Source organism: Microbulbifer variabilis, from assembly GCF_056232115.1.
The window spans coordinates 4635362-4649394 of sequence record NZ_CP174325.1 but is presented as its reverse complement, the minus strand read 5'-3'; the positions used below and the strand labels follow the sequence as shown (position 1 = coordinate 4649394).

At 50.1% G+C, this 14033-nt stretch carries 12 protein-coding genes; 11 read left to right on the top strand and 1 reads right to left on the bottom strand.

Annotated features, from left to right (window positions below; all coding sequences use genetic code 11):
- Positions 1-15 precede the first annotated feature (15 nt).
- Entirely contained in the window at positions 16-1404 is a 1389-nt protein-coding gene (locus ACJJI7_RS20880) for an MFS transporter (protein WP_282953108.1), read from the top strand.
- Positions 1405-1418: 14 nt separating this feature from the next.
- Here the strand turns inward: ACJJI7_RS20880 and ACJJI7_RS20875 are convergent, their stop codons facing one another.
- Complete coding sequence (locus tag ACJJI7_RS20875) at positions 1419-2327, bottom strand: LysR family transcriptional regulator (RefSeq protein ID WP_282953109.1); 909 nt, start codon at positions 2325-2327, stop codon at positions 1419-1421.
- A gap of 148 nt (positions 2328-2475) precedes the next feature.
- On the opposite strand from ACJJI7_RS20875, the gene ACJJI7_RS20870 reads away from it, so the two are divergent.
- The 10 genes from ACJJI7_RS20870 to ACJJI7_RS20825 all read left to right on the top strand — a co-directional run bounded on the left by ACJJI7_RS20870 (position 2476) and on the right by ACJJI7_RS20825 (position 13884).
- Positions 2476-3495 carry an NADP-dependent oxidoreductase gene (locus ACJJI7_RS20870; protein ID WP_020413205.1) on the top strand — a complete coding sequence of 340 codons (1020 nt, stop codon included), beginning with the start codon at positions 2476-2478 and terminating at the stop codon, positions 3493-3495.
- A gap of 425 nt (positions 3496-3920) precedes the next feature.
- Complete coding sequence (locus ACJJI7_RS20865; protein ID WP_020413204.1) at positions 3921-4430, top strand: hypothetical protein; 510 nt, start codon at positions 3921-3923, stop codon at positions 4428-4430.
- A 2-nt stretch (positions 4431-4432) separates the two neighbouring features.
- Complete coding sequence (locus ACJJI7_RS20860) at positions 4433-6451, top strand: tetratricopeptide repeat protein (protein ID WP_020413203.1); 2019 nt, start codon at positions 4433-4435, stop codon at positions 6449-6451.
- Positions 6451-9588, top strand: coding sequence for a tetratricopeptide repeat protein (locus ACJJI7_RS20855; protein WP_020413202.1), 3138 nt, complete (start codon positions 6451-6453; stop codon positions 9586-9588). Before ACJJI7_RS20860 ends, ACJJI7_RS20855 begins: the two co-directional genes overlap by 1 nt.
- Before the next feature lie 69 nt (positions 9589-9657).
- Complete coding sequence (locus ACJJI7_RS20850; protein WP_020413201.1) at positions 9658-10242, top strand: tetratricopeptide repeat protein; 585 nt, start codon at positions 9658-9660, stop codon at positions 10240-10242.
- The gene (locus tag ACJJI7_RS20845; RefSeq protein ID WP_020413200.1) at positions 10239-10562 is read left to right on the top strand and encodes a hypothetical protein; all 324 of its coding nucleotides are present in this window, start codon (positions 10239-10241) and stop codon (positions 10560-10562) included. The genes ACJJI7_RS20850 and ACJJI7_RS20845 overlap by 4 nt, the downstream gene beginning before the upstream one ends.
- Positions 10563-10631: 69 nt before the next feature.
- Positions 10632-11363 (top strand): MotA/TolQ/ExbB proton channel family protein, encoded by a 732-nt coding sequence (locus ACJJI7_RS20840; RefSeq protein WP_020413199.1) that lies wholly within the window; start codon positions 10632-10634, stop codon positions 11361-11363.
- Positions 11363-11953: an ExbD/TolR family protein gene (locus ACJJI7_RS20835; protein WP_444901297.1), complete on the top strand. Its 591-nt coding sequence runs from the start codon at positions 11363-11365 to the stop codon at positions 11951-11953. Before ACJJI7_RS20840 ends, ACJJI7_RS20835 begins: the two co-directional genes overlap by 1 nt.
- Positions 11950-12495, top strand: coding sequence for an ExbD/TolR family protein (locus tag ACJJI7_RS20830; RefSeq protein ID WP_282953116.1), 546 nt, complete (start codon positions 11950-11952; stop codon positions 12493-12495). Before ACJJI7_RS20835 ends, ACJJI7_RS20830 begins: the two co-directional genes overlap by 4 nt.
- Positions 12496-12504: 9 nt before the next feature.
- Positions 12505-13884 carry an AgmX/PglI C-terminal domain-containing protein gene (locus tag ACJJI7_RS20825; RefSeq protein ID WP_282953117.1) on the top strand — a complete coding sequence of 460 codons (1380 nt, stop codon included), beginning with the start codon at positions 12505-12507 and terminating at the stop codon, positions 13882-13884.
- The last annotated feature ends 149 nt before the right edge of the window (positions 13885-14033 follow it).

Sequence of the window (14033 nt, the reverse complement as noted above, 5' to 3'; positions counted from 1 at the left end):
GTAAGGCTGCTGTTTATGTCATATTTCCAGATGACGCTCTCGAAGTCTCAGAAATTGGGCTTTTTGGCAGTCAACCTCGCTTTATTCCTTGTCACTGTTGATTTCACGGCTTTTTCTCCTGCAATTCCCGCGATTGAACAGGAATTTAATATTGATATCACTACCTCCCAATGGATTATCAATGGCTATGGGCTGATGTTTGGGGTATTGATCGTTACGGGTGGACGTCTTGCTGATATCTATGGGCGCCGTAGGCTATTTTTTATTGGTAGTACTATTTTTCTGTTATTTTCGTTGATCGGGGGCTTATCCTTTAATACGCCAACCTTGCTGATTTCTAGAATTGTTATAGGGGCTGGGGCTGCACTGATGTGGCCATCAATTCTGGGAATTGCCTATACATTGGTGCCACCCAGCAGGGCTGGCCAGGTAGGTGGGTTGGTGATGACGGTATGTGGTTTGGCAAATGCAATAGGGCCAATTCTGGGAGGAACACTGTCTGATCTATGGGGGTGGCGGTGGATTTTCCTGATCAATATACCCCTAACCCTGTTATCTGTATTTCTTTGCTGGAAGTTTGTTCCACAGGATACGCCAACTAAATCATCGGTCAGGGTCGATTATGCCGGTGTAATTATGCTAATGGTGTCAGTGTTTAGTCTTTTGTTTGGTATGTATGTTGCCGCGGAGATCGGGTTCAATCGCTTATATACATTGTATTTTTTCTTCGTTTTTTTTGTTTCTCTTGTGATCTTTTTGTTTTTGGAAGTAAAGAAAGGCAGGGATGCATTGATTCCCGGTGATGTAATTACTAACGCAAAATTTACAGTAGTGGGTGCCATTAGTTTTGTTACATCGGTTGTTTTCTTTTCAGTGATTCTTTATTTGCCTCAGTATTCCTCTAAAGTGCTCGGATTCTCGGCTCTTGATTCGGGCTTGGCGCTACTGCCACTAATGATTTCCTTCGTCTTTATCTCGTTTTTATCGGGGAGAGTCTATTTAAGTTTGGGGCCGAAACTTATAATTTGTGTGGGGATTTTCCTGATGGGGGCAGGTATGGCATCACTTTCTGCTATATCGGGTGAATCACGTTACATAGATGTTGTTCCAGGTTTAGTATTGTTGGGGCTTGGTCTGGGGTTGTTTAACCCTGCCGCAACAACCCTGGTTGTAACAATAGTCGAGCCTGGACGGGAGAGCCTTGCCAGCGCAATCCTGTTTATGTTTAAGGTTGCGGGTGGCGCTTTGGGGTTGGGCCTGAATGCTGTGGTGGTGGCATTTGCTCCAGATATGATCTCTGGTATTGGTCGGGCCTTTTTGTTAAATGCATTTTTGGTTTTTGCTAGCTTGATAGTTGGGGTATTTTTTATTGCCAGGGGCACCCCGGAAAGTCGTGTTGAGTAAATTTTTCGATATTTTTACAGCTTGCCCAAATTTGAATATATAAAGTCCACGCAAAGTTTAATTTTGGGGATCTGATATTTGCTGCGTTCGTAGAGTAGAAAAATGCCAATGTCCCCTCCGGGACTAACCGATACCTTGCCCTCGGTAGGCACTTCTACCAGCTCGCCAGAGTCTATGTGTTCACAAATACTCCATGAGGGCACACAGAACATACCGCGATGATTTAAAGCGGCAGCCAGTAGGGCTTTGCCATTATTACTGATCAGGTGAGTGGTAAGCTCGATTGGCTCCCAGTAATTGCCGTTGAAATAGTGCCAGTCAATAGGCCCTTTGGGGCCCCGGTATTGCAATGCGTTTGCGGACTCTATGGCTTGCTTGTTTAGGGGAAATTCTTGCTTCAGGGAGCTGAGATATTCAGGTGAAGCGGTTAGTGAGAATTCGTTTTTTGACAAGCGCTTGGCGATAACATGTTCGTCAGGAGCGTAGCCTCCGCGTATAGCGATATCAACCGGGTCCTTACCCAGCTGGGTGAGATCGTCGCTATAGTGCAGGTCAAAGACAATATCCGGATAGCGTTGGGCAAACTGCTCCAGCAGGGGAGTCAGGTGTTGCTCACCATAGGAGGGGAGGCAGCTGATTCGAACAAGTCCACTAGGAGCCTCAAAAGTCTGGCTGACCAGTTCATCAGCTTGTTCCAGTTGGCGAATGGCCTCGCCGATCATGGAGTAGTAGAGTTTCCCCAGTTCAGTCACCTCAACCTGGCGAGTGCTGCGTTGTAACAATTCAATACCCAGGGAATGCTCCAGATCGCGGACTCTGCGCGAGATGGAGGAAGCTGGTACGTCAAACTCCTCGGCCACGGCAGTGAAACTACATAGTTCTGCTACTCGCTTGAAGTAACGTAACGCCCTGATTTTGTCCATAATTACCTCCCCAAGTGATCATACCGCCCAGTATTTCTCCTTATTGTTGTCAAAAAGACAAAAGACTTCCACCTATTGTCATCTGTTTCCCAAGGTGGGCGGGGGGCACTATCGCTGACATCAAATGAACGGATGACCAGAGATATTTATGAAAGCACTTAAAATAACTCGCTATGGTGATATCAACACCAGCCTGGCTTTTGGTGAGGCGGTCTTGCCGACACCAGGAACAGGTGAAGTATTGATACGAATCCATGCAGCGAGTATCAATCCGATTGACCTGATGGTGATGCGTGGCGATATGAAGGCCGTCAAAAAGCTGGATCTTCCGGTAGGGATTGGTCGCGATCTCAGTGGCGTAGTGGTTTCTGTAGGCGGTGGCGTTACAGCGTACCAGCCCGGCGATGAGGTTTTCGCCCGCGTTGGGGAGGATCATGTGGGAACACTGTCGCATTTCCTGAGCGTGGATGCCTCACACCTGGCGAGAAAGCCAAAAAATCTGACGCATGAGGAGGCTGCCAGCATCCCCTTGGTGAGCCTGACTTCCTACCAGGCCCTGATTCAGGTTGCCGGCCTGAAAAAAGGTGAGAGAGTACTGATTCATGCCGGTTCCGGTGGTATCGGTTCTGTGGCAGTTCAACTCGCCAAGGCCTATGGGGCCTATGTCATTACCACAACAAGTAGCGCCAATGTTGAGTGGGTACGCGAACTGGGCGCGGATCAGGTAATTGATTATAAGAAGGAAAATTACCTGGATCTCCTCTCTGATATTGATGTGGTCTATGACACCCTGGGTGGGCAATACACGCTCGATGCTTTTAAAGTTCTGAAGCGGGGCGGAAGGGTTGTCTCAATCTCCGGTGTATTGGACCCTCAGACGGCGAAGGAATTTGGTATCGGCTGGCTCCTGCGCAAGCTGCTCAGGCTTAAAGCACGTTCTGTAATGAAGGCTGCAAAGGAAAAGACAGCGCTCTACCGGATGGTGATTATGGAGGCAAACGGATCGCAGCTTGAGGAATTGGGCTCCCTTTGTCGGGACAATATTATCAGCCCTGTTATTGATAAGATTTACCCCTTTGAACAGAGCCTTGAGGCGCTTTCATACCTGGAAACCGGTCGTGCGAAAGGCAAGGTTATTGTATCCATGGGGGAGTCAGCTAATGCTTAAGTGGGTAGTAAAGCTCTTAAAATAGATAATTTGATTTGATATCAATACCGCCCCAAAAACAGGGGCGGTCAAGTTAAGGGGCCGGATAAACTCTTACAGTACAAAAGTTTTATTATTGTAGGTTTATCAATAAGTGGCACAATCTTAAGGTAATGCAAGCTGTTTTATAGTAATCAGAGCTTGGCCATCGCATAGATAAAATACGTGATTTCTTTCACACTTTCCTGCCCTGCGCCCCTCTAAAATCGGAAAAATTCCCACCTGTCTGTTTCGCTAGATTTGACTTTCCTCACATCTGCCGATTCCTGTATTCAATACAATGCCGCTGGCTGAAGGGTCCCTGTGTACAGGCATTTCAATGTGGCCCGCAAGGGTCTTCCGCATCGCTGGTTTCATTGTTAAAGGTAGGGTCAGAGGTAGATCACATGTTCAGAATTCTACAGGTAACAATCCTGCTGCTATTGGCAAGCGTGGTTTCTGCGCAAAATGTCAGTCGCGATGATATTCGTGGTCTGGATGAGCAAATCCAGGATGTAAAAAAGGATGTGATCGACCTGACTGCGACTCTCTCGCAGCTGGAAGAGAAACTACTGTTTCCCTCTAACTCACAAGTGGCCTTTTTTGTCTCTGTTGCCGATGAGCATCCCTTTGAGCTGGAATCTGTAGAGGTCAGGCTAAACGGCGAAATTGTTGCGCACCATTTATATACCTATCGCGAAATCGAATCCCTACAAAAAGGTGGCGTGCAAAAATTATATACCGGTAACGTCCAGACTGGCGCGCATCCTTTGCAAGTCCGCTTCATCGGTAAAACACCCTCCGGCCGCGAGTATCGGGCCGAAGCTTCTTACCAGGTAGATAAGGCTGTGGGGCCGAAATTTGTTGAGATCAGCATCTTAGGAGCCGAGTCTGAGATTAACTTCAAGGACTGGTAACCATGTGTACATCTCTGCTGTCGCTACTGCCGGTCCCGGCTAAAGCAATACTGCGAGCTTTGGCGGCCTCCCTGTGTACTTTGCCTATCCTCGTAGGTGTGGTTAATGCCGAAGAGCGTGAGGAGCTGCGCGACCTGTTTTTTGGTGCTGCCATGTTTCATGCTCACCAGGAAAACTTTTTTGATGCGATTGTGGCTCTGGATACAGAGCTGGCCCAGTTTTATCGGTTGGATCAGCCGGAGCTGGACCCATTCAGTGCGCATCTGGGGCAGGCAGAATTTTCCGTGGGCGACCTGGAGCTTTCCTATCGCATGCATCGGGAGGCTGGGCGCGCAATTGAAGCCGTGCTTAAAGGTAATGTTTCTCAGGCGGTACGCAATGAGGCTGCCTATCGCCTCGCCAAAATTCATTACCACAAGCAGCAACCAGTGAATGCCTTGCATGCTCTGGAAATGATAGAAGGGCGTGTACCCGAGCGTGTGCGTGCGGAAGAACAGTTCTTACGTGCGCGGGTATTTATGCAATTGGGGCGCTTTGATGAAGCGGTGGAATTACTAAAAGACTTGAAGGGGGAAGAATCCCTTGCCGGGTTTATTGAGTTCAACCTCGGAATCGCCCAGTTAAAGTCTGGCGAAGAAACCCGTGGTGTACTGGAACTGACTGCCTTGGGTAAGAAGAGCAGCAGCAAGCCCGCCGCGCAGGCGCTGTATGATAAAACCAATTTATTGCTAGGTTCGCATTTAATGGAGGCCGGTGAATTAGAACTGGCTCGCCCATATTTTGACCGCGTCAATCTCGAAGGACCGTTTTCCAATCGGGCGTTGCTGGGCGCTGGTTGGGTCGAGGCACGTGCCGGTCGCTATGGGAGAGCATTGGTGCCCTGGAAAATGCTGCAAAACCGCAAAGGCACCAATGAATCCGTACATGAAGCCATGCTCGCCGTACCCTATGCCTATGGCAAGCTGGATGTACACAGTACAGCCGCAATTAATTATGGTCGTGCGTTGGATTCATTCGGCAATGAGATTGATACGTTGACCGCTTCGATCAACAGTATCCGAGAAGGCAAGTTCCTTGAGGCATTGCGCCGCAAAGAGGCAACCCAGGTACAGAACTGGGTGGTGGCACTGCGCAACCTGCCAGATGCCCCTGAGACTCATTATCTCCTCGACCTGATGGCATCCAATGACTATCAGGAATTCCTGCGAAACTACCGCGACCTAAACGATCTCTTTGAGCGCAATGAAGAGTGGCTCAAAAGCCTTAGCGCCTACGAAGATATTATCAGTATCCGCAGGGCTTATTACGAACCCCTGTTGCCGCAGCTCGACGAGCAATTTCGCAAGCTGGATGCCCGTATCAAACTACGTATTGAGCAGCGGGATATATTTGCCAGCCGTATTGAACAGATGCTGGTTTCTCGCCGCCCGGAATATCTTGCCACCGCAAATGAGCAGGAGGCACGCCTGGAGTTGATGAAGTTGCATCAACAGATCACAGAGCGTCCGCAGGGCTTTACCGAGGCGACGCGTAGCCGGGTAGAGCGCCTGCAGGGTGTTTTAGATCTTCGCCTTTCCACTGAGTATGACCAGCGGCTTACAGAAGCTTATAAACACCTGCAGGAACTCAATATAGAAATTGAAAAGCTACAGGTGGTTTACCAGTCCTATGTGCGTAGCCGCCAGGCGGCCACACATAGTTACACCGGCTACAACAAAGAGATTACCCGCTTGCGTGCGCAGATCCGCAGCAGCCAACAGCGCCTGGAAATGTTGATGGCACGTCAGGGCAGTATGTTGGAGGCTTTGGCAATCCAGGAGTTGGAGCGCCGTCGTACCCAGCTGGAAAGCTATCAAATCAAAGCGAGATTTGCCTTGGCCGACAGCTATGACCGTGCCAATGAATTGCAGGAGCAGCGTGAGGACCAGCTCAAAATTGAGCAGCACCGCGAATCCCTGCCAAAGGAAAATCTTCCCGAACTGGATGCGGAAGTCGAAGTGAGTGATGGAGGGGAAGCCTGATGCCTTGCTTTAATTCCAGTCTGCTGAGTATGACTATTGCGCGTCGATGTGTACTGGCTTCCACTGCTGCACTGATGCTCAATGCCTGTGCCGTGAATAGCGGCAAGACTATTGGCAGCCTGCAAAATGTCGATATTGAAATTAAAGAGGAGTATATCGACGGAAGCCTGGAGAAAGCCCTCGCCAGTTACCAACGTTACCTACAGGAAACGCCTGAATCGAATCTCACCCCGGAGGCGATGCGTCGAATTGCCGACCTGAAAATTAAACAGGCGCACCGGGCTGAGGATGCTGCTATTGATGGAATCGCCAGTGGTGCCAGCGCGGTTAGTACGAGTGGAGCGGTAGTTGCTATAGAAGCAGCGGAAATTTCCGCGGAGAATACCCTTGATGCACCCGCCGAAGTCGCCGCACCGGTTACTCGGGCCCAACAGGTGGCAGGGGAAAACTCAGGTGCGATAGAGTCTGATGATGAATTTGAGGCGCGTGCCAGTGGCAATGTTGAGATTGCCTCAGACAATTCTGCATTGCCACTGCCTGCGGATGATCCCGATGCGCTGATGTCTGCCAATGCCCGGGAAGCAATTAACCTATATCTCGATCTACTTAAAAAATACCCGCTGTACGACCGCAACGACCAGGTGATGTATCAGCTGTCCCGAGCCTATGAAGAGGCGGGACAGATTGAAAATGCAGTGGATGTTTTGCGACAGTTGGTTGCCAAATATCCAGACTCCCGTCACATTGATGAATCCTGGTTCCGTCTGGGAGAGTATTACTTTACCCGTAAGAAATACCTGGATGCTGAGGAAGCCTACGGTAAGGTGATTAATATCGGAGTGGTTTCCAGCTTTTATGAGCTGGCCCTGTACAAGCGCGGTTGGTCCCTGTTCAAGCAGGACATGTACGAGATGGCGTTGGATGATTATATCGCCATGCTCGATTACAAAGTTTCCCAAGGTTATGACTTCGACCAGCAGACCAACGAGGTAGAGCGAAAGCATATCGATGATACCTTCCGTGTGGTGAGCTTGAGCTTCTCTTACCTGGAAGGTCCCGATTCGATTGTCGACTATTTCTCCCGCAAGGGGGCGCGCCAGTACGAGTACCTGGTGTACAGCCATCTGGGCGAATACTACCTGGATAAGCGTCGCTATCAGGACTCGGCAAAATCCTACACTGCTTTTGTTGAGCGTAATCCCCTGCACAAGGTTTCTGCAGATTTCTCTATTCGCGTAATTGAAATCTACGCGAAGGGTGGCTTTCCCAAGCTGGTACTTGAAGCCAAGAAATCCTTTGCCAACACCTATGCCCTCAAAGCTGAATACTGGACAGTATTCGATATCAATGAATACGGAGAGGTGGTCGAGTTCCTGCAGGCAAACCTGATTGACCTCGCCAGCCACTATCATGCGGCTTACCAGAACAAGAAGCTGAAGGATAAAAAGTCCGAGCACTATCGTGAAGCAATTCACTGGTATCGCAGCTACCTGGAATCCTTCCGTGAAACTGAGCGTGCACCGGAGATTAATTACCAGCTGGCCGGCTTGATGCTGGAGAATAGGGATTTCCATAGCTCCGCTTTGGAGTATGAGCGCACAGCTTATGAATATCCGGCCCACAAGGATTCCAGTGAGGCGGGATATGCGGCCGTCTACGCTTACCGCGAACACCTGGCAAATAACCTGAAAGAAGCTTCGGCAGACCAGCGTGCTCCTTTATTACGCGAGATTATCCGTTCATCTCTGACTTTTGCTGATACTTTCCCTGCGCATGGGAAGGCACCGCAGGTGATGTTAGGTGCAGTAGAGGACTTGTATGGCCTCAAGGACTATACCCCCACTATCGAAAACGGCCGATCATTGCTGGAGAAATTCCCGGCGGCGGAACAGGAGATTCGCCGGTCCAGCTGGATGCTTGTAGCACATGCCTCGTTTGATGTTCAGGCGTTTGAGGATGCTGAAGTAGCCTATGGGGAAACCCTGACTCTTACCGCTGCGGATGCTAAAGATCGCGCTGGACTGATCGATAACTTGGCAGCATCGATTTACCAGCAGGGCGATATGGCCCGTACGCAGGAAGATCATGCGGCAGCTGCTGGACACTTCCTGCGTATTCGTACCGCTGCTCCCGGGGCAACCCTGCTGGCTACGGCAGAGTATGATGCCGCCGCTTCCCTGATTATCCTGAAAGACTGGACCCAGGCTGCGACAGTGCTCAACAATTTTCGCACTAACTTCCCTGAGCATGAACTGGCAAAAGACGTAACCAAGAAATTAGCAGTGGTGTACCAGGAGAGTGGTGAATTACTGCTGGCTGCGGCGGAATTTGAGCGTATTGAGCGCGAGTCTGAGGATGAGGAGATCCGCCGCGAAGCCTTGACCCAGGCAGCGGATTTGTACAGTGCAGCAAAAGACAGCAAAAAAGCTCTGGAAGTGTTGCGCCGCTATGTGGGCCTTTTCCCCAACCCCATGGAGCCTGCTCTCGAAACACGGCAGAGAATCGCCGATATCTATAAAGCAGGTGGGAATGAAAAGCTCTATATGAAAGAGCTTCGTGAGATGGTCCGTATTGAATTGCGCGGTGGCTCACAGCGTACTGATCGCACCCGCTACCTTGCAGGTAATGCAGCACTGCAACTTGCCGAGCCGAGTTACGCTGCCTTTACCCAGATAGCCCTGGTGAAGCCCATTGAAAAGAATTTGAACTTGAAGCGCAAGCGGATGAAAGCAGCTATCAGCACTTTCACAGATTTGATTGATTACCAGGTTGCAGATGTCACTGCCGCGGCGACTTATTATCTTGCAGAAATCTATTTGCATTTCAGTCAGTCTCTCAAAGATTCCGAGCGGCCTACTAATTTAAATGCGTTGGAACTGGAGGAATACGAGCTGGCTCTGGAGGATCAGATTTACCCATTTGAGGAAAAGGCGATCTCGGTCCACCAGAAAAATGTCGAGCTTCTGGGGGTAGGTATCTATAACCCCTGGATTGACAGGAGTATCGATAAGCTTGCTGGATTGATGCCGGCCCGGTATGCAAGGGCCGAGGAAGCAGGGCAGTATCTGCAAAGTATTGTACCGCTGCCGCCAGCACCTGAGCAGCTGGGCCCTGGTGAAGCGGTCTCCGGTCAGTAAGGGCAACTGCCGACGCGGTAATAAATAAAAGGTTCGAGCTAGTAGCATTAAGGTGCGGGGCTGAAGGTTATGCATACAAAATTGAGAGTATTTTTTCTACTGGGGCTTGCACTGCTTTTCACGGCCTGTGCGGGCACCCAAACCAAGACGGGAAAAATTTCTGACTATTCCTCGGTGAAGGTTTCGGGCAGTGTTAATAGGGACTTTGAGCGCTCACTGGAATACTTGGCCGAAAATAGGTACGAGCCTGCTATTGAGCTTTTGCAGTCGGTGGTGGAGCGGGAGCAGCGCCTTCCGGCCCCTTATATCAACCTGGGAATTGCTCATTATCAGGTAGGAAGTGAGAAAGACGCGGAGACAGCTTTTCTGAAGGCTCTCGAGCTGGATACGAAACACCCGGTCGCAACCAATGAATTGGCAGTGCTCTATCGCAAGCAGGGGCGTTTTGCGGATGCGCGGAAAATTTATGTGAATGCTTTGGCAGAAAACCCCGAATACCTGCCTTTGATAAAAAATCTCGGCATATTGTGTGATCTCTATCTGCAAGATCTCCAGTGTGCTCTGGCACAATTCCAGCAATATGTACAACTGGAGCCAGAGGACCAGGATGTTTCCATCTGGCTGGCGGATCTTAAGCGGAGAGCGGGCAAGTGATATTGAAGTTTAAATGGATTTTGCTATTGGTTGTCTGTTTCACAACTCTCCCCGCTGCCTTTGCGCAGTCCGGGAGTGAAGAAGAAAATGAGTCCAAGGAAAAGAAAGTGGACTCCAAGATCAAAGAGCTATCGGGTATTTCCATTATCGGTAACAAGGAAGCTCCCAAGTCTCTCTATATTGTCCCCTGGAAAAGTTCCGAAGTCGGTGTCGAAAGCGATCTTGTCTCCAGTCTGATGGATGACAAACTTAAGCCGCTTGACAAGGAAGTTTTCATGCGTGAGTTGGAGTTCTACCAGCTCAGCCTGTCCGGCGATTAACGCCGTCCTTTCTCCGGGTAAGACTGGAGCAGCAACAAATTACTGCAGTATTTCTCAAGAGGGTTTGTAATGGACTTTTTTAACAGCGTCATCGAGTTTTTCCAGACGGGCGGTACTTTTATGTACCCCATTCTTGTCGTTGCCGCTTTGGGCGGCGCCGTAGCGATTGAACGATTTATTCGCCTGCATTATGAGCGCCATACAAACCGTGCCATGTGGGATAAATTACAACCCGTTCTCGCCTCCGGGGATTTTGATCGCGCGCGCAACTTGGTTAAGCAGGATAACTCCAGTGTGAGTAAACTGCTGTCCATGGGTCTGGCACGCCAGGGTGCGGTGCGTCGTCGCGAAGATATCGAGATCGCGATGGAAGAGAGCATGATGGAGATAACACCTCAGCTGGAAAAACGCACACCTTATGTTGCGCTCTTTTCCAACATCGCCACGCTGCTGGGGCTGCTCGGTACCATCATGGGTTTGATCGAAGCCTTTACTGCGGTAGCCAATGCCAACCCGGCGGAAAAAGCTGATTTACTTTCTGCCAGTATTTCCGTAGCGATGAACACCACCGCCTTTGGCCTGATGACCGGTATTCCCCTGTTGATAGTGCACGCACTGCTCAACTCCCTGACCGGTCAAATTATCGATAGCCTGGAAATGGTCTCTGTAAAAGCTTCCAACCTGATTGACAGCTCAACCCGTCGTCGCTTCGAAATGGATGCACCCAAGCCAGAAAAACAGCCTGGCGAGCAATCTGCGAATGAAGTCGAAACCGAAGAATTGCAAACGGAAACTGCATAATGAGAAGGCGGCGTCACGGGAGAGACAAAGAAGCCCCGGAGCTGGACATTACCGCCTTCCTTAACCTGATGGTGGTACTGGTACCTTTCCTACTGGTGTCGGCGGTGTTTTCACGGGTAACAATCCTGGAACTGAATATGCCGAGCGGGGCTGGCGGTGGTGCACCGGATGACCCCACAGTGACCGTGGAAGTAGTGGTGCGAAAGCAGGCTCTGGAAATCAGCGATGGTGAGAAAGTAATTGCGCGTTTCCCTAATTTGAATGCCACTGAAGAAAGGGAGACTGTCCAGCCGGGTGTGACTGTAGTGGAAGCCGATGGGCAGAATACGGACCTCGCAGTATTACCGACAGCTGAAGTGTACGACCTGAAAAAACTCACTGAGTTTTTATTGCAGGTGAAAGCCAGTTATCCGGAAAAAACAGACTCCATTTTATTGATGGAGGCGGATATTGCTTATGAGCATCTTGTGGGTGTCATGGATACCGTGCGTGGTGCAGAAGTTCGGGTTGAAGGCAGTGACCCCAGTGATCCGGAAGCTGTGGAGAAGGTGATTTTGTTTCCTGATATTTCCATAGGAGATGCGCCGTGAGACATGAAAGCCGACGAATGAAGCGCATGGCTCGCAGCCATAAGCGTAAAAAAACTTCAGGCATGAATCTGACATCCCTGATGGATGTGTTCACTATCCTGGTATTTTTCCTGTTGACCAATACTTCCAGTAACGAAGCGCTGGAGCCCCCCAAGGTGATTACATTGCCGGATTCGGTGGTTGAGACCAAACCCAGGGAAACCGTAACCCTGATGGTGACTGCAGAGGAGATCCTGGTGGAATCCAAATCTGTTATCGCAACCAGTGAGGTGCTCGAAAGTGAAGAGGTTGTGATTGATGTTATTAAGCAGGCCATGACCGCAGAGCTGGGTAAGGCAATCGGTATAGCCCAGGCCTCTGCCGCAGAAAATGAGGGCGAGGCTGAAATGGAAGGTGAGCAGGGACCGGAGCCACCCGAAGTGAATATTCTTGCGGACAGGGGCATTCCGTTCAGTTTGCTGAAAAAGGTGATGTCCAGCTGCACCGAAGCGGGCTACACCAAGGTATCACTGGCGGTAATTCAGAAAGCATCTCAGGGTTAATGGAAGTTTGTGAGTAATTTTCTTCAACAACAGCAGGCGGTCAGCGAGGCGCTTGATACGGTTCGCCAGCGTATGCATCTGCTCGAGGATGAGCAGCGGCAGATCGAAGAGAAGCTGGCTGAATTGCAAGTCGATGGTTCCAAGTACCAGTTGCTCGATGAAATTTCTGAGCGCCTTGGAAAACTCGAAGACATCGGCGCAGGTGAATTGTTTTGGGCTGAGAATTATCGGACCGATGCTTCCCAGCAGGTTATCGTACGGATTGGGGCGTCAACTCGTACTTATAACGAAAGCCTGGATCAGCTTCATCAGAAGCGTAGGGATATCCTGGATAATATCGAATACTGCAATGAGGAGATCTTTGCCCTCGATGAGCGCGCTGATGAGCTGCGCCGTGAGGAAGAGGAATCCAAGTTTGAATTCGAGATCACCCGTGAATATGAGCAGCCCACTTTTCGCCCGATGGAAATGCCTTGGCATACCAAGGGTGAGGATGAAAAGCGCTTCCGTATTTGTGTATTCGCATCACTGTTTATTGCGGCACTGTTGGGTTATCTGGTTCCTCTATATACCTTGCCTGAACCCGAAACACAGATAGTGGAGATACCCGAGCGCCTGGCCAAATTGGTAATCGAGAAGAAGACCAAACCCAAGCCACCACCTGAGCCAGAAAAAGCCAAGCCCAAGAAAGAGGAGAAAAAACCTGAAACCAAGCCTGAGCAGAAAGTGGCCAAGCAGGATCCGAAACCATCCAAAGTGGAGAAAAAACAAGCGCGTAAGAAAGCTGAGCGTGCGGGTGTTCTCGCCTTTAAGGATAATTTCCAGGATCTTATTCAGGATGACCTGGACAATCGTTTGGGCCAACAAACACAGCTCAGCACTGCAGGTAAGAAGGAAAACCGTAGTCAGCGTTCGCTGATTACTGCAGCGGCAACTGCGGGTAGTGGTGGTATTAATACTGCAGAGCTTAGTCGCAATGTGGGTGGTACTGGATCATCCCTGGGTGGTGTAGCCTTCTCGCGAGTGGAGAGCTCCATTGGCACAGAAGGTGATTTCGCCGGCGAGGACCGACCGCTCAGTGATGGTGTGGGTCCGTCTCGTACCGACGAGGAAATCCAGATTGTCTTCGACCGCTATAAGGCTTCGCTGTATCGCATTTACAACCGTGAACTGCGTAACAACCCCGCCTTGCAGGGTAAGATGGTCTTGAGGATTACCATTGAGCCTGATGGCTCGGTATCCCTTGCGGAAGTGGAGTCCAGCGATATGGATTCGCCTGCACTCAACGCCAAGATTGTAGCGCGGGTGAAGCGATTTAATTTTGGCGAGAAGGCCGGTGTTCCAACGATCACCATTCTTTTCCCAATCGACTTCTTCCCGAACAACTAGGTGGTATTGCCTCCGCCTCCTTCTCGTTTAAGTGAGAAGGAGGCTGCTATTTTAGAAGGCGCCGAGGAGTTGGGTTTCTTCCCCTCCACTTGATCAGTCTTTTCTATCCCCCAGCCTGAGAACCACTTGGCAATCCCCAAAAAAGTTCC

What these genes read in the sequence shown, in the direction of transcription:
- ACJJI7_RS20850 (WP_020413201.1), top strand. Translation starts at nt 9,658, where the DNA reads ATGCATACAAAATTGAGAGTATTTTTTCTACTGGGGCTTGCACTGCTT.
- ACJJI7_RS20865 (WP_020413204.1), top strand. Translation starts at nt 3,921, where the DNA reads ATGTTCAGAATTCTACAGGTAACAATCCTGCTGCTATTGGCAAGCGTG.
- ACJJI7_RS20855 (WP_020413202.1), top strand. Translation starts at nt 6,451, where the DNA reads ATGCCTTGCTTTAATTCCAGTCTGCTGAGTATGACTATTGCGCGTCGA.
- ACJJI7_RS20835 (WP_444901297.1), top strand. Translation starts at nt 11,363, where the DNA reads ATGAGAAGGCGGCGTCACGGGAGAGACAAAGAAGCCCCGGAGCTGGAC.
- ACJJI7_RS20860 (WP_020413203.1), top strand. Translation starts at nt 4,433, where the DNA reads ATGTGTACATCTCTGCTGTCGCTACTGCCGGTCCCGGCTAAAGCAATA.
- ACJJI7_RS20875 (WP_282953109.1), bottom strand. Translation starts at nt 2,327, where the DNA reads ATGGACAAAATCAGGGCGTTACGTTACTTCAAGCGAGTAGCAGAACTA.
- ACJJI7_RS20880 (WP_282953108.1), top strand. Translation starts at nt 16, where the DNA reads ATGTCATATTTCCAGATGACGCTCTCGAAGTCTCAGAAATTGGGCTTT.
- ACJJI7_RS20870 (WP_020413205.1), top strand. Translation starts at nt 2,476, where the DNA reads ATGAAAGCACTTAAAATAACTCGCTATGGTGATATCAACACCAGCCTG.
- ACJJI7_RS20840 (WP_020413199.1), top strand. Translation starts at nt 10,632, where the DNA reads ATGGACTTTTTTAACAGCGTCATCGAGTTTTTCCAGACGGGCGGTACT.